This is a genomic window from Pacificoceanicola onchidii, assembly GCF_004804335.1.
Taxonomy (GTDB): Bacteria; Pseudomonadota; Alphaproteobacteria; order Rhodobacterales; family Rhodobacteraceae; genus Pacificoceanicola; species Pacificoceanicola onchidii.
In genome coordinates this window covers 295,234-315,985 of sequence record NZ_SRXY01000002.1, presented here as the reverse complement: position 1 = coordinate 315,985, position 20,752 = coordinate 295,234, and the positions used below count along the sequence as shown (strand labels likewise).

At 61.2% G+C, this 20,752-nt stretch carries 22 protein-coding genes; 20 read left to right on the top strand and 2 right to left on the bottom strand.

From position 1 onward, the window contains the following. Positions 1-13 precede the first annotated feature (13 nt). Positions 14-142 (top strand): hypothetical protein, encoded by a 129-nt coding sequence (locus tag E4662_RS24410; protein WP_276606301.1) that lies wholly within the window; start codon positions 14-16, stop codon positions 140-142. A 48-nt stretch (positions 143-190) separates the two neighbouring features. On the opposite strand, the gene E4662_RS06725 is transcribed toward E4662_RS24410, so the two are convergent. Then, positions 191-1,249 carry a flagellar motor switch protein FliG gene (locus tag E4662_RS06725; RefSeq protein ID WP_136440773.1) on the bottom strand — a complete coding sequence of 353 codons (1,059 nt, stop codon included), beginning with the start codon at positions 1,247-1,249 and terminating at the stop codon, positions 191-193. Positions 1,250-1,415: 166 nt separating this feature from the next. Beyond that, positions 1,416-1,574 (bottom strand): chitin-binding domain-containing protein, encoded by a 159-nt coding sequence (locus E4662_RS06720; protein ID WP_136440772.1) that lies wholly within the window; start codon positions 1,572-1,574, stop codon positions 1,416-1,418. A gap of 244 nt (positions 1,575-1,818) precedes the next feature. On the opposite strand from E4662_RS06720, the gene E4662_RS24020 reads away from it, so the two are divergent. From E4662_RS24020 to E4662_RS06630, 19 genes are all read left to right on the top strand, one after another. Beyond that, positions 1,819-1,995, top strand: coding sequence for a hypothetical protein (locus E4662_RS24020; RefSeq protein ID WP_168797916.1), 177 nt, complete (start codon positions 1,819-1,821; stop codon positions 1,993-1,995). A gap of 5 nt (positions 1,996-2,000) precedes the next feature. Beyond that, positions 2,001-2,159, top strand: coding sequence for a hemin uptake protein HemP (gene hemP, locus E4662_RS06715; protein ID WP_136441039.1), 159 nt, complete (start codon positions 2,001-2,003; stop codon positions 2,157-2,159). A 186-nt stretch (positions 2,160-2,345) separates the two neighbouring features. Beyond that, complete coding sequence (locus tag E4662_RS06710; protein WP_136440771.1) at positions 2,346-2,603, top strand: DUF6525 family protein; 258 nt, start codon at positions 2,346-2,348, stop codon at positions 2,601-2,603. Between the two features lie 67 nt (positions 2,604-2,670). Further along, positions 2,671-3,363, top strand: a complete 693-nt coding sequence (gene zrgA / locus E4662_RS06705) for a zinc uptake protein ZrgA (protein WP_136440770.1) — start codon at positions 2,671-2,673, stop codon at positions 3,361-3,363. A gap of 3 nt (positions 3,364-3,366) precedes the next feature. Next, positions 3,367-4,059, top strand: a complete 693-nt coding sequence (locus tag E4662_RS06700) for an ABC transporter ATP-binding protein (RefSeq protein ID WP_136440769.1) — start codon at positions 3,367-3,369, stop codon at positions 4,057-4,059. Next, on the top strand, positions 4,056-5,306 hold the full coding sequence (locus tag E4662_RS06695; protein WP_136440768.1) for an ABC transporter permease: 1,251 nt from the start codon (positions 4,056-4,058) through the stop codon (positions 5,304-5,306). The genes E4662_RS06700 and E4662_RS06695 overlap by 4 nt, the downstream gene beginning before the upstream one ends. Then, positions 5,303-5,815, top strand: coding sequence for a DUF3299 domain-containing protein (locus tag E4662_RS06690; RefSeq protein ID WP_136440767.1), 513 nt, complete (start codon positions 5,303-5,305; stop codon positions 5,813-5,815). Before E4662_RS06695 ends, E4662_RS06690 begins: the two co-directional genes overlap by 4 nt. Positions 5,816-5,987: 172 nt before the next feature. Beyond that, complete coding sequence (locus E4662_RS06685; protein WP_168797914.1) at positions 5,988-6,833, top strand: AfsR/SARP family transcriptional regulator; 846 nt, start codon at positions 5,988-5,990, stop codon at positions 6,831-6,833. A 63-nt stretch (positions 6,834-6,896) separates the two neighbouring features. Next, the gene (locus E4662_RS06680; RefSeq protein ID WP_136440765.1) at positions 6,897-7,103 is read left to right on the top strand and encodes a hypothetical protein; all 207 of its coding nucleotides are present in this window, start codon (positions 6,897-6,899) and stop codon (positions 7,101-7,103) included. Between the two features lie 23 nt (positions 7,104-7,126). Next, positions 7,127-9,193 carry a phage tail sheath C-terminal domain-containing protein gene (locus tag E4662_RS06675; RefSeq protein WP_136440764.1) on the top strand — a complete coding sequence of 689 codons (2,067 nt, stop codon included), beginning with the start codon at positions 7,127-7,129 and terminating at the stop codon, positions 9,191-9,193. A 23-nt stretch (positions 9,194-9,216) separates the two neighbouring features. After that, positions 9,217-9,744: a phage tail protein gene (locus E4662_RS06670; protein ID WP_136440763.1), complete on the top strand. Its 528-nt coding sequence runs from the start codon at positions 9,217-9,219 to the stop codon at positions 9,742-9,744. Position 9,745: 1 nt separating this feature from the next. Then, positions 9,746-10,408 carry a hypothetical protein gene (locus E4662_RS06665; protein WP_136440762.1) on the top strand — a complete coding sequence of 221 codons (663 nt, stop codon included), beginning with the start codon at positions 9,746-9,748 and terminating at the stop codon, positions 10,406-10,408. After that, positions 10,405-11,148 (top strand): hypothetical protein, encoded by a 744-nt coding sequence (locus tag E4662_RS06660; RefSeq protein ID WP_136440761.1) that lies wholly within the window; start codon positions 10,405-10,407, stop codon positions 11,146-11,148. Before E4662_RS06665 ends, E4662_RS06660 begins: the two co-directional genes overlap by 4 nt. Position 11,149: 1 nt before the next feature. Continuing rightward, positions 11,150-12,421 carry a Pvc16 family protein gene (locus E4662_RS06655; protein ID WP_136440760.1) on the top strand — a complete coding sequence of 424 codons (1,272 nt, stop codon included), beginning with the start codon at positions 11,150-11,152 and terminating at the stop codon, positions 12,419-12,421. Further along, on the top strand, positions 12,421-14,325 hold the full coding sequence (locus tag E4662_RS06650; RefSeq protein ID WP_136440759.1) for an ATP-binding protein: 1,905 nt from the start codon (positions 12,421-12,423) through the stop codon (positions 14,323-14,325). Before E4662_RS06655 ends, E4662_RS06650 begins: the two co-directional genes overlap by 1 nt. Continuing rightward, positions 14,322-14,558 (top strand): hypothetical protein, encoded by a 237-nt coding sequence (locus E4662_RS06645; RefSeq protein ID WP_136440758.1) that lies wholly within the window; start codon positions 14,322-14,324, stop codon positions 14,556-14,558. Before E4662_RS06650 ends, E4662_RS06645 begins: the two co-directional genes overlap by 4 nt. Further along, positions 14,555-19,792, top strand: a complete 5,238-nt coding sequence (locus E4662_RS06640) for a phage tail protein (RefSeq protein ID WP_136440757.1) — start codon at positions 14,555-14,557, stop codon at positions 19,790-19,792. The genes E4662_RS06645 and E4662_RS06640 overlap by 4 nt, the downstream gene beginning before the upstream one ends. Before the next feature lie 14 nt (positions 19,793-19,806). Continuing rightward, positions 19,807-20,451 carry a CIS tube protein gene (locus tag E4662_RS06635; RefSeq protein WP_136440756.1) on the top strand — a complete coding sequence of 215 codons (645 nt, stop codon included), beginning with the start codon at positions 19,807-19,809 and terminating at the stop codon, positions 20,449-20,451. Between the two features lie 6 nt (positions 20,452-20,457). After that, entirely contained in the window at positions 20,458-20,751 is a 294-nt protein-coding gene (locus E4662_RS06630) for a LysM peptidoglycan-binding domain-containing protein (protein WP_136440755.1), read from the top strand. The last annotated feature ends 1 nt before the right edge of the window (position 20,752 follow it).

The window sequence follows — 20,752 nt, the reverse complement described above, 5'->3', positions numbered from 1 at the left end:
GGCAGGCAGAAAAATGAAAACCATCACGATACTTCAGGCATTGGCGCTGGTTGTTCTGGCTGTCTATGGCGCTTCTGCCGGAGTGGGAGGCGCTGCGCCCTGTGTTGGAATGAGCCCCGCTTCGGAAGCCTGCGAGTTGTAAAACGCGTGACGGGTCGAGAGGCCTGTCGGATGGAGATGGCTCGCCTGTCTATTCGTCCGCCTCGTCCGGATTGAGCAACTCGATCTCGCCCACGTCGACGAGGTTTCGAATCGCCGCAACAACCTCGCCCATCGCCTTTTCCCCGATCTTCGGCTTGACGGAGCCTTTGCCGTCCGCATCCTCGCGAATGCTTTCGGCCATGCGTTTTGACATGTTGCTAAGCAGGAAATCTGCGGTTTTGCGCTCCTCTTCGGAAGTCGCGGCAGCGATGGCCGTGGCCAGCGTGTCCGGTTCGATGTCCCGGGTGATTTTCGGCACGTCGATTGCGTTGAGCCTTTCGGGGATGTTGGCGAAGGTGAAGATGGATTTGCGAACCGCGTCCGCGAAGGCGGCGTCCTCCTGCTCCAACCCCTGCAAAAGTTCGTCCCGAACGGCGCTGTTGGAATAATTCAGGATTGCGCCAAGGCGTTCGTTGGGCATGGCGCTGAAGGCGCGGGGCGGTTCCGCATCGACCTGTGCAGCCAGAGAAAGCCCAATCCGATCGACCGCTTCGGGCGTGACGCCGGTGGTCATGGAAACCGCGTAGCTGATGCGGCGCGCCTTGTCGCCGGGCAGCGAGGCAAGAACCTGTGCGGCTTTGGCCACATCGATCTTGGACAGCATGACGGCAGCGATTTCGGTGCTTTCGGAATTGACCAATTCTTCAAGCCGCTCAACTGAAAGCGCATTGATCCGGTCCCAGGGATCGCCTGTCTGGCGCACGCCCGCCTCTTTGCGCAGACGCAATGCGGTGCGCGGGTTGATCTTGCCATCAAGCGCCGTGAGCGCGCCAGCCATGTCTCCGGGGAAGGACAGGCCGACCTTCTCCAGCTCGTCCGAGAACTCCATGATGACGGAGTTCAGCGTCTCGCGGTCAATATAGCGCATGTTGCCCAGAAGGAAGGTCAGCTCGGTTTGATGCTCATCCGGCAAAGACGAAAGAGGGATGTCCGCGCCTTCGTTCAGCAGGAACTGGACAATGATCGCGGCCTTTGCCCGGCGGGAGAGGGGCCCTTTGCCACCGGATCGGTCGGGGCTTGGCAGGGCAAGGGCAGGCATTTGGGTCATTGAAGAACTCCGGCGGTCTCACGTCCATGTGTCCACAAGAGCATTATGCCAGCAGGGTTTCTCGCCGGTTAAACCAAACGCTAAAACTGTCCGTAAAAGGTATTTATTTTTCGCTTGATGAGAGAGATGGCACGGGCCGCAAAGCACGGGGCCCGCGCAAATGGTCTTAGCCGGACACCACGGTGCAGGTGTTGGTTTCAGGATCGTATACCGAGCCTTCAGCGCAGGTCATGGCCTGATGCGAATAGCCGGAACAGGCCGCGAAGGTTGATACGGTGGACGCGAGCGTGAGGGCCGCGGCGGTCATAAGAGTCTTGAACGTCATACGTGTGTTTCCTCTTGTTGAACGCACAAAAGGTAGCACGACTGGGGGCCCTTTCAAAATTCACGGAATTGTGTGCGTCCTGGTCGGATTGGATTTCGTTCAGAATGCTGGAATCGGATCCATGATTTATGATTGACTAAAATAGTCGGGTAATGCATTGTCACGTTATTCGCGCCCCTTGGCGCATGTCTTAGCCACCCGTCTTGGGAAGCCCGGATACCCAACGATATGGAGCAAGGCTTCGATGACAGTGGAAACAGCAGAGCGGGGAAATGGTCAAGGCGAGCGGTCTTCCGCCTGGCAGGACGTGGTTTTTTCCGGCGGTGAGACTGTGAGCATCGACGGCCTCGCACTTGAGCAACTCATCGATTTGACCACAAACGCCCCGGCTGCGGGCAAGACAGAACGAGGGACGGCATGACCCTGATGCAGAGAATTCCCAGCGAGACAGACATCTCGGAGGAAACCCAAACCCACAACGCGCGTGCGCTGATCCCTGACGGGGTGAAAGCGGAGATTGATCTGGACGGTCAGGTCTACACGCTGCGGATCACACGCGCCGGCAAGCTCATTTTGACGAAGTGAGCAAGCATACACGATCTGGCCCGGAACCCCGCCTCATCGGCGGGGTTTTTGCATTGTCGGAGTCTGCGGTCTTGCGTAGATGCCGTGTTATATCATAACAAAGTATCGAATGAGATGTGTCCTGTCGGGGTCGGATCGAAACCGGGCCAAATTCGGCACACGCACCAACGGCATAGAGGCCAGTTCATGCGGCGAAATCATGCATCCAGTCTGCCCCGGCGCCGTCGACCGGGAGATCCGATGCGGCAGTTCGACGAATTGCCGAGCCCGCTGCGTCAATGGATGGCGCAAGCGGCGTTGCCCTGGTCTCCGGCGTCTTACCGCCGCATCTGGCAGAAGGGCATTGCCGAGGGTGCAGATCACAGCGCGATTTTGGATCGCTTGAGCCGGGCAGAGGCCCAGATGCTGGCAAGAGACGGGTTGCGGACTGGCGGGCTGCGCTGATCCGCGGCCCCGCATGGTTGCAAATTACGTGACGAACGCCCAAGAATCGGAATTGGAAGGACTTGGAATGAAAAAGACTGCTTTGGTTTTGAGCCTTGTCGGTGCGGCGACGCCAACGCTTGCCGAAGACACGCGGGCCATGGAAGCGCATGTTCACGGCGTGTCAAAGGTCGAGATCGCGATCGACGGCGGAACCTTGGAATTGGCCCTTTTCGCGCCCGGTGCGGATATTGTCGGCTTTGAGTATCAGGCGGCGAGCGTTGAAGACGTGGCGGCTGTTCAGGCGGGCATCAAGACACTTCAAGCGCCTGAGAACGTTGTGATCTTGCCGGAGGCGGCAGCCTGCAAGCTGGTATCGGCCTCCGCATCTCTGCGGGGGGCGGACGAGGGCGGGCATCATGATGATCACGGCCATGAACATGATCACGAAGATCATGCGCATGAAGACCATGGCCACGACGATCACGGGCATGACGACCACGCCCACGACGACCACGCTGATGATGAACACGGGCATGAAGATCATGCACATGATGAGCATGCTCATGAAGACCACGCCGATGATGAAGAAGCATCGCATAGCGAATTTCACGCGAACTACGTCTTCGAATGCGCCCGGCCCGAAGCGTTGACCAGCCTCCGTTTTCCCTTCTTCGACACGTTTACGAACGCACAGGAAATCGACGCGCACTATGTGACCGCTTCCGGCGCGGGCATGGTCGAACTGACACGTGATACAGCTGTCCTGACTTTGAAGTAACGCATGGAAAAACCCGCGCTCTCCCTGTCTGATGTCACCTTTGCATGGCCGGGGAAGGGCGGGTTTTCTCTGTCTTGCCCGGCCTTCACCGTGGCGCAAGGCGAGCGTGTTTTGCTGCTAGGGGCCAGCGGATCGGGGAAATCCACGCTCCTGTCGCTGATTTGCGGGATCGTGGCGGCAGAAAGCGGACAGGTGAGCGTGGCAGGTACCGAACTGGGCAGCCTGAGCGCGGGCCAGCGGGACCGGTTTCGAGGCGAAGCGATCGGGGTCATTTTCCAGCAGTTCAACCTGCTTCCTTATGCAAGCGTAGCCGACAATATTCTTCTGCCCCTGAGCTTTGCACCAAAAAGACGCGACCGGGCGGAGGGGGCCATGGAGGCAGAGGCGCTCTGCCGCGCGCTTGATTTGCCGGACGGGATCATGGACCAGCGCGCAGAGCGGCTCAGCGTCGGACAGCAACAGCGCGTGGCCGTGGCGCGGGCCTTGATCGGAGCGCCGCCGCTGATTGTTGCTGATGAGCCGGCGTCAGCGCTGGACGCATCAACCCAGGAAAGATTTCTGGACCTGATGTTTGCCCAGGTGGCACAGGCGGGATCGTCCCTGCTGATGGTCAGCCATGACGCGCGGCTTGGCGCGCGGTTTGACCGCGTGGTGGAGATTGACAACATTCTTCAAGCGCAAAAGGTGGCAGTATGATCCTGCGTCTCGCCTTTCGCTCGCTGATGGCCCGTGCGTTGACTGTTGGCATGACGGTTTTGGCGATTGCCCTCTCCGTAGCCCTGTTTCTGGGCGTCGAGAAGCTGCGAACCGGCGCAAAGGCGAGCTTTGCCGATACCATCAGCGGTACAGATCTGATTGTCGGTGCACGCTCCGGTTCGGTTCAGCTCCTGCTCTACTCCGTGTTCCGCATCGGTAACGTCACAAACAATGTGACGTGGGAGAGCTATCAGGACATTGCGGCGCGGCCTCAGGTGGATTGGATCGTGCCTATCTCTCTGGGCGACAGCCATCGCCAATTCCGCGTGATGGGCACCACACCGGCGTTTTTCGAACGTTACAAATACCGCGGCGGGCGGTCTTTGACCTTTGGTGCAGGGCAGAGCCTCGACGATCTCTATGACACGGTGATCGGTGCTGATGTGGCCGAGGCCCTTGGCTATGCATTGGATGATCCCATTGTCGTCTCGCATGGGTTGGCTTCATTCAGTGATCACGACGATCAACCATTCCGAGTGGCAGGCATTCTGGAAAAGACGGGCACGCCGGTAGACCGCACGGTGATCGTCGGCCTTGAGGCAATCGAGGCGATTCATGTGGATTGGAAGGGCGCCGCGAAACGGCCCGGTCAGACCACACCGGTTGAAGAGATCCGGCAGATGGATTTGACACCCACAGCGATCACGGCGGCCCTGATCGGGACCAAATCGCGGCTGGACATTTTTGGTCTGCAACGCTGGATCAACACTTATCGTCAGGAGCCGCTTTTGGCGGTGTTGCCCGGCGTGGCCTTGCAGGAGCTTTGGCAAATCGTCGGCGTGGCGGAACGGGCGCTGATCGGCGTCTCGGCCATGGTGGTGGTTACGGCGCTTCTGGGCATGATGGCGATGATCTTATCCTCGCTCAACGAACGCCGCCGGGAAATGGCGATCTGGCGGGCAATGGGTGCTCGCCCTCGAACAATTCTGGGGCTTTTGGTGTTGGAGGCCGTGTTGATGGCGGCGACAGGCGCGCTTTTGGGAGCGTTGCTGCTTTATGCGGGGCTGGCGCTGGCGCGGCCCGCGATCGACGCCGCCTTTGGCCTGTGGTTGCCGATTGATCCGCCCAGCGGGCGCGAAGCGTTCACTCTCGCGGTTGTGATCGGAGCGGCGGCGCTCAGCAGCCTGCTCCCCGCGCTGCGGGCCTACCGCTTGTCGCTCGCCGATGGCATGATGGTGCGGACATGACGGATCGTTTGACATTTTCCCGGCGGACCTTTGGCCTGTCACTTGCCGCCACGCTGCTGCCGCGCGAGGGCAGGGCAGATGGCTTTTCAACCATCACATGGGACGATCTGATTCCGCCCGGCGTGCCCTATTCCGAGATCATTGGTGAAGGGGAAATGGACGAGGTTGCCGACACCTGGAAGCCGATTTTTGATGCCAATGCCTTCAAGTTCAACGAGGTGCTCGAAGGCGCGGCGATCCGCATGCCGGGCTTCGTTTTGCCGATGGAAATGACCGCCGAAGGTGTGACGTCTTTCATCCTAGTTCCGTATGAAGGCGCATGCGTCCATGTCCCTCCGCCCCCTCCGAACCAGTTGGTTTTTGTAACCACCAAGACACCTTGGGCGTCGAACGAGCCATGGCAGGCGGTCTGGGTTTCCGGGCGGATGAGCACGAAAATTCGTTCCACGGATGTGGCTGAAGTCGGCTACTCGCTGGTCGCGGAAAAGATGGAACTTTACCGCTGGTGAAGCATCCCGGCGGGCGGTGATCCGCGCAAGGCTGCTTCGCGTCAATACCCTCAGGGTTGCATAGAATCGCAAATCGCGCCACGCTGGCTCTGCTGTCGCGTGTATTTCAGGCAGCGCCTTCGCGCCATTTTTCGGCGTGTCTTATTGCGACATGATCAGAAAGCCTTTGAAAATGACCACTCCCATTGTCTCTCCGTTATCCGTGTCCTTGTTCGGCCCCGTAGTTCTCCGGCACCATGCGGGACCGGTGCCGTTGAACCTCAATGGTGCGACCCGCACGCTGCTGACTTTACTGCTGGCCCATCCCGGCAGCGCACAGCGGCGCGAACAACTGGTGGCGCTGCTCTGGCCCGATGCGGCGCAGGCCAAGGGGCGCTCTGCTCTGACCACGGCGCTGTGGCGGATCAACAAATTGCTGGCAAAGGTGCCGGGGCTGACTGTGCAGAGCTTTGATGATCTGGTTCTGCTTCAAACCGCACAAGGGGTGGTGATCGACGGGCCGGAACTTGAACGGCTCAGCACCGAGGCGCGCAGGGGCCTGCGCGATGAGGGGGCGGTGCCGCGCGCTGTGCGGCGGGCCTTGGGGGACCTTTTGCGCCGGATGCAGGGCGACTACCTCGAAGGTTGTGATGGCGGCTGGGCCTTGACCCTGCGCGCCGCGATGGAGCAGCGACGCATGCGGGCCATTGACCTGCTGATGCGTGATGCGGAGGCGCAGGGAGCTTTTGAAGATGCGGTGGACTGGGGGCAGGCGATGCTGGCGCTCGATCCTCTGCGTGAGAGCGCGTACCACGATCTGATGCGGCTCTTCGTGGCCATGGGGGAGCGCAACCAGGCCATCCTGACTTATGAGACCCTGCGCCGTGTCTTGCACGAAGAGCTGCAGGTGGCGCCAGACCCGGAAACCCGGGCCTTGCGCGATGAAATCCTGGGCCAGCGCACACATCGGTCCGGGCGGGTGGCGCTCATGCCGATGTCGAGCCAGGCTCCGATCCCGGCGCATGTCATGAAGCCGTGACGCAGCTGTGACAGCGCGGACCCGGCGCTGATTTAGCCTCAAGGCATCGAAAGGAACGGTGCCTTGGTCAACCCAAATGACAGCAAGAACGAACAGAGCCCCGCACGGGTTCTGGTCCTGCGTCTGCCGGGTGCGGATTGCTTTGCAGAGGTCGAAGACGTGACCGAAGGCCTCACCACCTTTCATGACAGCAAGGGCGATGTGCTCGCCCGCATCACGCAACTGCTGGAGACCGGCGTGGCCAAGGGCCTCGGCGGTTGGCGGCACTAGGCAACAGTCACAGGGGAGTTCCCATGTTAGCCAATCAGTTTCCGGGCGTTCACGTCAAAGAAATACCCAGCGGCGTGCGCCCCATTGCCTCGATTTCCACCTCCAACACGGTTTTTGCCGACGTCTTCAAACGCGGTCCGGTGAATGAAGCGGTCCGGCTCACCAGCTGGGCCAATTTCGAGGACACGTTCGGCGGGCTCTGGGCACTGAGCGAGGCGTCCTACGCGATTCAGCAGTATTTCCTCAACGGTGGCAACGTTGCCTTTGTCATCCGCGTTGGTGCGGGCGGTGCGCAGGGGGCGGCGAAGGCGTCTGGCGTGGTGAAAAGCCAGGCGGACCAACAGGGCGGCGATGATGCGATCACGGTTGATGCCGCGAGCGACGGCGCGTGGGGAAACAGCTTGCGGATCGGCATCGGCAAGCGGAATGAGCCCAACACCTACGATCTGCTGGTCCGACAATACAGCGGCACCACCGTCGTGGCGGAAGAGGTCTATGAGGGCATTACCGTCAATGGCGGCGCGAACAACAACGTCATCACGCGGGTGAACAACACCTCGGCCCTGATCGACGTGACCCCGCGTACCCAAGGCGGCGTGGCGACCCGATTGCCGGCGTTCTCTTCGGGCGGCAACGAGCCTGATCTCGCAGCGCTTCTGGACTTGGGCAAGGACGATCTGATCCCCTTGATCGGCGGCCTGCCCGAGCCGCAGTTCGTTGAGAGCACGCTGAACATCCGCAATGATGTCAACCAGGCGAATGTCGGCGCGCCGCAGGTCCTGACGGTTAAGGCCAAAAACCCCGGCAGTTGGGGCAACGACCTGCGTATTGGCATCGCCGAGAATGCTTCCGTGGCCAATGGTTATGATCTGATGGTACGCCTGTTCTCCGGCTCTACGCTGGTGGGGGAGGAGATTTTTCAGGGCATCACCTCGACAGCTGACAAGGGTGTGAAAACGATGGCGGAAAACGTCATCAATGCCGCCTCGCGCTTCATCGAGGTCACCGTGTCCACCGATCCGGGACTGAACGATGTATCGCGCAGACCGAAATTCGGTCTTCCGGATGCTCAAAACGTTCTCAACGAAGTGAACCTCGAAGCGCTCAAGGAAGCCAAACCCGAAGACTTGCTGAAACCGGGTGGCGGCGATGATGGTCTGGTTCCCGGCGTCGCGAACTGGGAAGCGCCGATTTCAACCGCTTTGCAAGGCAGCGGCGCCAACCGCACGGGGCTTCATGCGCTGGAAAACATCGTTCCGGATATCTTCAACCTGATGTGTCTGCCGGTGGCTTCGAAGATGCCGCACGGCACGGCAAAGGGCCTGTACGAGGCGGCCGAGAAGTTCTGCCGGGACCGGTTTGCTTTTCTGATCCTCGATCCCGGCGAGGGCGTTGCACACACCAACATTTATGCGGATTGGTACAACAACCTCGGTGCAGCCAACTCCCGCAATACAGCCGGGTACTATCCGCGGCTGAGCTTTCAGGATCCGCTTGATCCGACCAAGACACGCAACCTTGGCCCCTCGGGCATGGTTGCGGGGATGATGAGCCGGATTGATGCCACGCGCGGCATTTGGAAAAGCGCCGCCGGGACGGAAACGCGCTATGCGGGGGGCAGTCCGGAATACGGGCTGACCGATCTGGAACAAGAGCCGCTGAACCGGCTGGGGATCAACGCGATCCGGTCTTTCCCCGTGTATGGCGATATCATCTGGGGCGCGCGCACCCGAGCCGGGGCGGATGCTCAGGCGGATGAATACAAGTACATCGCCGTGCGCCGCACCGCGCTGTTCATCCAGCAGTCGCTGCAAAAGGGGCTGACGTGGGTTGTCTTCGAGGGCAATGACGAAAAGCTCTGGGGCCAGATCCGCATGAACGTCAAAGCCTTCATGCAAGGGCTACACCGGCAGGGCGCGTTTCAGGGCTCCATCGCGGATGACGCCTACCTCGTGAAATGCGACGCGGAGACGACCACGCAGGCGGATATTGACCTTGGGATCGTGAACATTCTGGTCGCCTTTGCCCCGCTCAAACCCGCCGAATTTGTCGTTCTGAACTTCAAGCAGCTGGCCCGTCTGCCCGAATAAGGGCGCGATTACAGGAGAATAGCATGGCACGTGTATCTGCAAACGGACAGCGGCTTGATCCGTACCTGAACTACAAGTTCCGCCTGATCTGGGACGGCAAGCCGGTGGCGGGGATTTCAAAGGTTTCACCGCTCAAGCGCACGCAAGAGGTAGTGGAGTTCCGCTCTGGCGGAGACCCTTCGACGCCCTACAAGACGCCGGGAATCGTGAAATACGAAGGTATCACGCTGGAGCGCGGGATCACCCATTCGATCGAGTTCGAGCAATGGGCGAACAAGGCTTGGAACCTGCGCAACCAGCCGGAGGCGGAGGCGTCCCTGGCCGATTTCCGCAAGGACATTCAGCTCGAAATGTTCAATGAAGCCGGGCAGTTGGTGCTGCGCTACAACATCTTCAACGCCTGGGTTTCGGAGTTTCAGCAGACCCCGGAATTGGACGCCAGCGCGGCGGCAGTGGCGGTCGAGATGATCAAGCTCGAACATGAGGGCTTCATCCGCGATTACGATGTGAAGGCCCCGACAGAGCCGAGTTTCGCCGATCCGGCGGCGTGATGTGATGCATCTGGAGGAGGCCGATCTGATCGCCGTCTATGACGCAGGCGATGGCGCGAGACCAGCGCGGCAGGCGGCGGCATTGCTTGAGGCCTTGCGGCCGGGCGAGGACGTCTCGTTCATGGAGCTTGGCGATCGGGACCGGCTGCTCTGGGCCTTCAAACGAACTCAGTTCGGGCGTGGCACGCAGATGATGGCCAAGGTTCAGTGCTCGGGCTGCGGTGAATGGGCGGCGCTGCATTTGGGCGATGGCTTTGAGCTGCCTCAGAAGGTGTCCGAGGACGTCTCGGTGTTGTTCGATGGCAAGGACTGGGCCTTGCGCTTGCCGCGTCAGGGGGATCTGGGCCGGCAGGGGTTTTCGCCGAGCGTGTTGAACACAAAGGCTCCATGGGATGATCCGGCGTTTGCCCGCGTGGCCGAGGCGGCAATTGATGCGGCGGACCCGGCGATCGACGTGGTCTTTGACGTGACCTGCGCAGAATGCGGCTCGGTGACGGAAAGCGCGCTCGACGTGGTGGGCATGGTCTGGGCCGATGTGGAAGCGGCAGCACAGCGGGCGTTTTCGGACGTGGCTCTGCTGGCGCAGAACTTTGGTTGGACCGAAGAGCAAACGCTTGCGCTGTCGCCAAGGCGCCGGGCGCGTTATCTGGAGATGCTGGCATGAGCGGGCTGTTTGACAGGCTTGCGGTGAAGGCGGGGTCCGGGGAAGCCGCGCTGCTCAGGCCAACTGTGGAGGCAGCCCACTGGGCGTTGCCGGGCGAGGACAGGGTCGAGGACCCATTGATGCCCGACCCACTCCCACGCGCCGAGCCGATTGAGGTGGCGCGGTATCTGCGCAAGCCCGCGCCTAAGTCGGAGCCGGATCGCCCGGTCACACCCCGCCACCCCCCACTCAAGGAAAAAGAATCCTTGCCTCAAGCCGCGCCAAAACTGGCTCCGGTTGTGCCTGCGTCGCCGATTCCTGAAACCAAAACCGTAAGCCAGGAGCCAGAGCCGCCTGCTGTGCAAAGGATCGAGCGGGTGACGCGGGAAACAGACGTGCGGCGGATCGAGACACACACGCAATTGGAGACGGCTGCAAAAGCCGTCAAGGAACAGCAGCAGGCCAAGGAAGTTCCCAAGCCAGCAGTTCTGAAACCGGCCCATGCTGTGCGTACAGAACCATCGGGGCAGAGACCAAAACCTTTGACATCTCGTGCGGAGCCTGCGCCCGCGGCTGTGCAAGCCAAAAGCCCGCCCGTACGGGTAGAAATCGGCCAGATCGTGGTCAAAGCGCCCGTCATACCGGCGCAGCCTCCGGCCAAAGCGCCGCCGAAGTCTGGATCTTCGTCCTCCGCGCCGCAAAGCACGGCACAGTCGGCAGGCGGATCGTCCTTGCGCTCTTACTTAGGTTGGAGCCGGTGACATGACCAACGCGCTCGCCATCGCGGGGATCACCGCCACGCTTAAGGATTTGCTCGATGACGGCGTGGTCAACGGCGGGCTGGAAACGCTCGGCCCGATCGAGGTGACAGCGCGTCCGCCGGACCTGATCATTGGCGATGACGAGAAGAACCGTCTGAACATCTACCCGTGGAAAATCACCCAGAGCAGTGCCTTTCGCAACGAGTGCCTGCCTGCATTTGACGGCAGCGGCAACCGCGTGGACAGCCCGCGTCTTACTTTGGAACTGTATTACGTCATGACCGCGACAGGGGCGGCGGACATGAACGCCGAACTGCTTCTGGGCCACGGCATGCAGGTTTTGCATGAGCACCCTGGCCTGTCGCCCAAGAACCTGCGTGATGCGTTGAACGCCGCGCCAAACCCGCTCAACCCCGCGATCCTGCCGCAGGCTTTGCAATTGTTGGCGGCGTCAGATCTGGCGGATCAGACCGAACGTATCCGGATTGCGCCCATGCCCGCGGGCGATGAGGATCTTGGCCGGATCTGGCCCGCGTTCAACGTGCCGTTGCGAATGTCGGCGTTCTACCGAATATCGGTGCTTCTTATTGAGAAAAAACGGACATTTACGCCCGGACCTCCTGTACGAGAGGCCAATGTCGATGTTCTGACCCTGCGCCGCCCGACTGTGTCGCGCATCGTGCCATGGGTTGGCAACGCCCTGAGGCCGGGGGTGCCGGTGGTGGCAGGATCGAGCGTGGCGCTGCTTGGTTCAGGGCTGATTTCAGACAAGGCGGTGGTGCGGGTTGGTGAGAAAGAAGTGGTGCCGTCGGGCGGCGCACAGCAGGCCATCGTGGCCTTGCCCGCAGACCTGCCCCCCGGGGTTCAGATGGTTGTGGTCGAACATCGCAGGGCGCGCAATGGCGCGCCGGACATGGCGCTCGAATGCTCCAATGCGGTGATGCTGCGGGTCGCTCCGACGTTGACACCGGCGGGGTTGGCGCTTGCCGGAGCCGAGTCCCAAATCGACATCGACGGTGTTCAGACAACAGTCTTCAACGGCACGGCGACTGCGACCCTTGTCAACGCCGTCACCGAGAACCAATCGGCGCGGCTGCATTTGAGCGATCCCGCCGGAGTTCTGCCGCGCCGCGCTTTCAAACGCAGCAATGCTGGAGCAGGGACGGTGCTGACCTTTGATCTGACCGACCTGATCAAAGGCGACTACGACTGGCAACTCGAGATCGACGGTGCAGAGACAGCGCCGACCGTCAAGACTTTCGAGGCACCCTGATGGCAGAGGTGCAACCGCTCGACTGGGAAACCGGAAACGCCGAGATCACGGCCCTTTCGTTGCACCGCGCAGCCTTGCTTGTTTCCGGTGAGGAGACCGATGGGCACCGCTTCGAGCGTCAGATCGCGGTGATTGCCGAGCGGATGCCTGGGCCACCTGCGCTTGCGCGGATCGCGGCACTCTTTGGGTTGGACGAGACCGCCTGTGCCTGTCTTGAGATGATCGCTCTGGCTGATCAGGCCCCTGTGCGCTCCGCAGCCCTGCAAAAGCATGATCTGGCGAGCGGCGGGCGGGCCACTCTGGCACTGCTCTGCGACATTCTTGGATCGCAGGCGGAAGAGGCAATGGCACCGGGTGCGCCCTTGCTGGCTTCGGGTTTGGTCGAGGCAGGGACGGAAGGGCGGGTGTTTGAACGTCCATTAAGCCTGTGCCGCCCGGCGCTCGAACTAATGCAGGGGCGCGTGGCGTTTGACCCGGTCTGGGCGGATGCTTCGCGCGCGCCGCGGGCGGGGGACGATGGCGCGCTGGATCGCGGCTTTGTAGAACGGTTTGGGTCGGCGGTTCAGAGCCTGATGGGAGAAGCGCGCCCGCAGCGGTTCCATGCTGTGCCGGAAGACGCGGAACAGATCGAAGCCGCGTGCGGGATGGTCGGCGCGGCGCTCTCGATCCCGGTTCGGGTGATTGCCCTGGATGATATGCCGATGGACCCGCGGGAGCAGGCCATGGCCATACGCGCCTTGCGCCGGGACTGCCTGCTGACCGGTTTTCTGCCCATCCTGCAGGGGGATAGCGCGGTTTGGCGGGTGGCCGCCACGCTACCGTGTGCGACGGTGGTTATCAGCGAAAGCAAAGGCGACGCGGTGCGCCTTGTGCCGCCAAAAGACAGGCGGGACGCCGGGGCGGTTTGGGCCGATCTGCTGGGCGAGGAAGGCTTCGTATCGTTGGAGGCGGCCGAAGTGGCGCAGGCCTTTGCGCTCAGCCCGGCGCAGGCTCGACGGGCGGCAACGGCGCTGGCATGCGGGCTGGCCCCGGACCTGTGGCAGGCGGCGCAGGCCGAGGCGGCTGGCGATATGGGCGGTCTGGCACAGCCGGTGACGCAGCCCACCGATTGGAATGATCTGGTGCTGCCACGCCCGCAGCAGATGGCGCTTGAACAGATGGCAGGTTTTCTACGGCGGCGCGCGCTGGTCAATGAAACGTGGGGCTTTTCCGAGAAAAGCCCGCGCGGACTTGGCATGGCGGCGCTTTTCTATGGCGACAGTGGTACCGGCAAGACCAGCGCGGCGGAGGCGCTGATCTCGCGTGTTCAGGGCGAGACCGCGGGCACGCTGCGTCTTTATCGGGTGAACGTCGCGGCGCTGGTGTCGAAGTATATCGGCGAGACGTCCAAGAACTTTCGCACCGTGTTTGAAGCGGGCGCGGCCAGCGGCGCGGCGCTTTTGTTTGACGAGGCCGAAGGGTTGTTCGGGCGTCGCTCCAGCCAAGGGCGCGATACGCTGGACAAGCATTCAAACGCCGAACTTGGTTTTTTGCTTCAATGCCTTGAGAGCTATCCGGGGATCGCCATTCTGACCACGAACCTGCGCTCGGCGATCGACGATGCGTTCTTCCGGCGGTTCCGTTTTGCCATTGATTTCCCCTTCCCGGATCGTGCGCATCGGGCGCTGATCTGGCAGAGGGTATTGCCGCCTGCGCTTCCCAAAGGGGCGCTGGATTTCGAAGCGCTTTCGGCCTTGTCGCTTTCGGGTGGCAGCATTCGTTCGGTGGCTTTGAACGGTGCCTATATGGCGGCGGGTGAGGGCGGGCGGCTCGAGATGCGGCACCTCGCGCAGGCGGCGCGGCTTGAGTTTGCCAAGTTGGAAAAGCCAAGCCCGGAGCGCGAACTGGCTCGGTGGCTGCTATGAGCGTCGATCTGAGCATTGCGGGTCTTCGGTTTGAAGGCTTCGAGCCGGGATTCGCCAATGCAGCGGGGGCCGCGTTCGAGAGCGCCTTGAACGCGGGGCTTGCTGAGATGGACGCGCGCGACCTGGCGGATCGCAGCCTCGGGCTTCTGGTTCTGGACGGGTTGGATTACCGCACGCCGGAGCGGTTGGGGCAGTCGCTTGCCAAAGCTTTGCTGCGCGAGGTTTTCCGATGAGCCGCGCCGCAGTACAGACAAAGACACCGGCAAAAACCCGCGCCAAGCCGCGTGCAAAACCAAAGCAGCCGCAAAAGAAAAGCGCGCAGGTTCTGGATTTCCCCAAAGCTGTGCAGGAGCGGCAGGGGTTCGACGGGGCATTGCCGGTCTTCGATCATTCAGAAGCGTTAGCGCGGGCGATGGATCGCGCGGCTCCACATGACTTGCCGAAACAGGCCCGATTGGAAGCGCATTTTGATCGGTCTCTGGCGGAGTTCAGCGCGGTCTGGTCGGCAGAAATTGCCGCTTTGTTGCACTGGATGGGGGCGGAGGCGGCGGTGATTGGTGAGCGTATGGCGCTGCCGTCCGAGGATGTGAGTTTCGAGACGCTTGCGCATGAAACGGCGCATTTGTTGCAGGTTGTTCAGGGGTTTGGCGGCTGGGACTCTGGCGAAGCCGCGACAGAGGCGGAGGCCGAGGCGCGTGTGGACGCGCCGGGGGACGTGGCGGAACGGCTTTCAGCCGAGGTGGTGGCGCTGCGCGATACGTCTTTGGACAGGGTTTCAGACGCGGACCCGGATGCGCGGGACTTTCGGGCCGAGCAGCAGGCGCAGAAAGCGGGCTCTGGTGATCGATCGGCAGAGCCAAAAAAGCCAGCGGATGGACAGGCAAAAGAGCCGGTGCAGGCTCAGGATCAGGCGGGTGATCAGACGGGCGATCAGGCGAAGGATGGTGAGCCCGCACCGAAGATCGAGAGCGCCTTGCCGCCACTTCCCGCAGAGGCGGAGGCGGCGAAAAAGGCGCTTGAGCAAAGCACGGCGGCCCTTGCGGCGGCGGCGACGCCCGAGGCGTATATGGCTGCATTCAAACTGGCGCCGCCGTCGCTGAAGGCGAAAAAATCCGCGACCCTGGATCAGGATATGGCCGCGCTGGCGGGCAAGGAGGCGGACGGGTTTGCCAAGGATCAGCCGGAGTTCACAGCTGAATTGAAAGGCGACAAGGATGCCCCGCCCGCGCCGGAGCCGATCAAGCCGCCCAGTGCCGAAGAGCCTAAGCTGGAAGATGGCGCGCCTTTGCCTGCGCCAGAGCCGGAGATTGCGCCGACGCAGGCGCTTGGGCGGTTCGAAGGGAATGACGATCTGACCAACTGGCGTTCGCCGTTTGCGGATAAGGTGGACGGCAAGCAACTCGCCAAGACGCTGAGCGGTGTGTCAACAAAAGACGAAAGCGTGGAGACCTCTCCGGGGCCATCGCCCAAGGTGCCGCTTAAAGGCGAGTCCGATCCAAAACGCGCGACAGAGGCGCAGGAGAAAGCCAAAGGCGAAGCAAAAGCCAAGGAGCGCGAGGCCGCGCAAGCGGTCATTCAGGGCAAAGGACCGGAACAGGTTCGGATGCAGGAGGCGACGGAAGCGGCGAAGGTTGAGATCGACGCCAGCAAAACCGCGCTCGACACACAGCCACCTGTTGAGGGGGCGCAGGAGTTTCTGAACAAGGACCTCGATTCCGAGACGCAGGCGCTTTTTGACGCGCATCACGGCCCTGCGATGGAAGCGTCTTTGGCAGAAACCGAAACCCAGATGACCGCCATGGTCACGGAGCGGGATTCGCGCCGGACTGCGGAGACCGACAAGGCGCGCAAGGATCTAAGCGAGGCCGAGGCCAAGGCCAACGACGATCAAAAGCGCGACGTGGGCGCGGCACGTCAGTCGATACAGGACGAGCGACAGGCGACGCTGAACACGCAGGCCGAGGCGACCTCGGACATGGAGAAGGAGGCGCAGACCAAGAACAAGGAGGCGCAAGCCAAGATTTCGGACCGGGTGAAGAAGGATGAGGCGCATATCGACGCCAAGTTCAAAGAGGCGGAAACCAAGGCCGAAAGCAAGGTCCAGTCTGCCGAAAAGGACGCGGAGGCGGAGAAGGCCAAGGCCGAGAAAGAGGCCGCGAACAAGGCGTGGTATGAGAAGGCCATCGATTTTGTCGCTGAAGCGCTCAAGGCGCTCGGCAAGGTCATCGGCAAGATTTTCGATGCGGTCCGCAGCGTGGTCGGGGCGATCCTCGACGGGGTGAAAAAATTGGCCCATGCGGTGATCGATGCGGCCGCTGCTGCGATCAAAGGTATGATCGAAGCCTATGCGGCGGTGCTGAAAACGCTGGTGACCCATGTGGTGGGCGCGGTGTTTCCCGAAGCGGCGGCGAAGCTGAACAAGTTCATCGACGACAAGGTCGAAGCGGCCAAAGCGCTTGTCGACAAAGCCGCGAAAGGGCTGAAGGCGGCGGTGGACTTCATTGTCGACACCTACAAGAAAGCGCTTGAGGCCATCCTGTCCTTTGTCGAAGGCGCGCTGAACACGGTGCTGGCGGTGGCAGCGGCGGCGCTCAAGGGGGACTGGGGGGAGGTCGCCCGGCTGGTTATCGAACCGATCCTCAAGATGCTCGGCATCGACAAGGCGGTTTTCTATCAGTTCATCGGCAAAACGGTGGATGCGCTGGGCAAAATCGTGGACGATCCCTTGGGGTTCCTCAGCAACCTCTTTGGCGCAGTGGTTGGTGGGTTCAAGCTCTTTGGTCAGAACATCCTTGATCATCTGATCAAGGGCATCATCGGCTGGCTGACCGGGGCTTTGGGCAGCGATCTGAAAATCCCCAAGACCTGGGATCTGATGGGGGTTTTGGATCTGGCGCGGCAGATCCTCGGGCTGACCATGGAGATGATCCGCAAGATCGCCGTGCGGATCCTCGGCGAAGCGGCGGTGGCAAAGATCGAGTTTTTCCTCGGCTATGCGACGGAGCTGCTGACCAAAGGCTGGGGCGCGTTGTTTGAAAAGATCAAGAGCGATCTTGGCGGGCTGTTCCAGATGGTCGCCGGGGAGATCACCACGTTCATTGTCGAGAAAGTGGTCAAGGCCGGGATCGTCTGGGTCGCCAGTCTGATCAACCCGGCGGGGGCTTTGGCCAAGCTGGTTCTGATGATCTGGGATCTGGTGATGTGGATGAAGGACAACCTCAAGCGGTTTGTCGACATCATCACAACGGTTGTGAACGGCATGATCGACATTGCCAATGGCAAGACGGAGCCTGCGTCCAAAGCGATTGAGAAGGTGCTGGGCAACCTTCTAGCCCCGGCGATTGACCTGCTGGCGCGGCTGCTGGGGCTTGGGAATGTGGCGGGGCGGGTCAAGCAGATCATCGAAAAGGTTCGAAAAACCATTGAAGACGCCATCGTCAAGCTAATCCGCAAGGTGCTGGCAAAATTCACCGGGAAGGGCGGCGGCAAAGGCAAGAAGGACGACAAGACCAAGGCCAAGGGCGGCGCGTTGATGGCGCCGAAGAAATTCAAGGGCGCGGGCGAGACGCACACGCTCTACCTTGAGACACAAGGCAAGGGCGTGGTGCCGATGATGCGATCAGCGCCAACGCCGGTGGTGACATGGCTGCGGTCCTTGCGGGTTCCTGCGAACGTGGAGCCTTACGTTGCGCGGATGCAGCCGGGATTGAAGGGCGAAGCGCTGAAGGAAGCGGCCCGGGTTCGCTCGCAAACGCTCACCAAGCATCTGACGGCGGCGGAGAAGGAAGTCGCCGATCTCGACCGCGAAGGGGATCAGGCACAGGCCGCCTCCGCCAAATCGAAGGCCAAGGAAACCGCCGATGTGAGCAAGGAGGCGGTACAGACGATCAGCGCGCTAGAGATCGTACTGAACGCCTTGGGTATCGCGGATGGTGGCAATCTGGTTGCGGATTTCGCGGCTGAGATCGCCAAGCTGGATCCGGTTTTGCAAGGCGTGGTGAAGACCAAGCTGTTTCCCAACCTGCAAAAGGACAAGCCAATTCTGGCGAAGCTGCAGACCATGACGAAGGACTGGTCAAAGGCGCGGGCCACCATTCTGGCCAGCCCGCAGGTCTGGCCTGACGTGATGGGCAAACCGTTGCACAAATCCGGGTTTTTGCGCGGCAACGACAGCTTTGAAGGACCGCTGTTCATCAAGGCCAAGGCTTTGATGCAAGGCAAGGAAGCGGAGTTCAACAACAAGACCTATCAGGTGCTCTTTGCGGACAAAGACGCCAAGAGCGATTTCATCACGCATTATCTGCTGAAGGTTCTGTCCGGCACGGGCTACGAGAAACGCTTTGTCACGGCGGCGCTGTCGCCGGGTGCATTTGATTTCGGCGGTTTCGTCAATGATGGCGGCTTTACAGCCAAACTCACAGAGGCGCTCAAGGCGCTTGCCACCAAAAGCGCGGGCGGCGGCACGCAGCCTGACATCAAGTTCAAGGAAGCGGTGGCTGGCAGCCCGTTCAAAGTAGGCGGGATCTTTGAGACGGGCGACTACAAGACCAAGACGATGAAGCACTACAGCGTGCAGACACCGGACGGGAAGGTCGGGCCGAACGCCAAGGAAAAGACGCTGAAGCTGGTGGAGTTCATGGACAAGGCGCACACCGCGCGGTTTCAGGACAACATCACCCACATGGCCAACCGCATTCGCGCCGCGGACAAGGGCAAACACGAGTGGATTCCCTCCTCGATGGCGGTCAAGGCGATGAACGCGACGATCGGGCTTTTAGGCACGGACCCGCACAAGTTCGGGACAGCGGCGCAGGGCTTTGCCGATCTGGTCTATTTCCAGCACAAGGTCCGGACGGATACCTCCTTCATCGTTTTCTCACCGAAGTGGATCAAGGATACGGGCAAGCTGACCCAACTCGCGCCCTATGTCTCAAAGGCCCATGTCAAATGGACCAAGGACAATCCGGGCGCGGTCCCGGACAAGACTGCTTGGAGCACGCTCTATCCGCAGAACAAATTCTACAAGGATATCCGGGTTTTTCAGGGCCATTCGGGCGGGATTTACTTTGGCAGCTTCGAGAAGACCGGCGGCAAGACAATCAAGCCTGAGCCGAAGTTCAAGGAATCGCAGCGGGCGTCTTCGGCCTGGCACGGCAATGCGTCCAGCAAGGATGGTGTCTTTGGCATTGCGCTGGATCTGTTCAGCGGCGCGGTGACGGAGAAGACCATGCAGACCTTCGCCAAGGAGACGGTGAAGTATTTCAACACCTCGGTTCTGAACAAGGCGTCCGAGGCTGCAGATGTGCAGAACACCGGCTCCGGCACACCGTTCGAGATATACAAGTTTTCCACCGGGGGGGAGACCAGCAAGCCTTTCGCCGGGCTGCTCACCGACCTCATCGCCACATCCGACGCCGCCGAAGACAAGCTGCGCAAGGACATCACCGCCGTCATCGGCGCTTTCTGACAGGAGACCGCATCATGAGCCGACTACCCGGATTGCCCAAGGTGGCCAAGGCCGCGATCGTGGTGTTCGAGCCGCCCGCGAATATCCCTTCAGTGATCACCTTCCAGTACAACCCCGAGACCGTGTCGCGCGATATCAAGGCAAGCGCGGTCGAAGGCGGGGACAGATCGGACGCATTTCGCCTGACCGGCGCGCCGCCGGAGACCTGGAAAGTGGAGGTGATGCTCGACGCCACGGACGCTTTGGTGGCTGGTGAGACGGTAGGCGGGCGCGGGATATTTGGCGAGATCGCGGCATTCGAGAACCTTCTGGCGCCCAAGAGTGCGACGGTGATTGCCAATACGATTGCCTTGGCGTCCGGCACCATTGAAATCCTGCCCGCCACCGCGCCGTTCACCGTGCTGGTCTGGGGGCAACGGGTTTTGCCGGTGCGCATTTCCGGCCTGTCGGTGACGGAAGAGGCGTTTGACATCGACCTCAACCCGGTGCGGGCCAAGATCGCGCTCGACATGATGGTGCTGACCTACTCGGACCTTCAGGTCACCCATCCGGGCTATGCCATGTACCTCGGTCATCAGATCGTGCGCGAGACCATGGGGCAACTGGCGCGCAAATCGGTGCCGGAAGCCATTCTTTCTCAGAAAATTAGTACGGGGTAAGGGGAAATGTTCAAGGAAAACAGTCGCTACGCCAAGCTTGCCGTAAAAACCCATGTAGCCGAAGACGGCACGAAGCAGACCTATGTTGCCCGCCGTTTCCTGCCACATCCGGATGATCTGACCACTGCCGGGTTCGAGGAGGTGCAGCCTCAGGACCGGCTCGATCAGATCGCCGCGCGGGCCTATGGCGATCCAACGCAATACTGGCGGATTGTTGACGCAACACTGGAACCCGAGCCGGGCAAGCTGACCGAAGAGACGGGCAGGCGGCTGCGGATCCCCATGGCAATGCCGGAGTGAT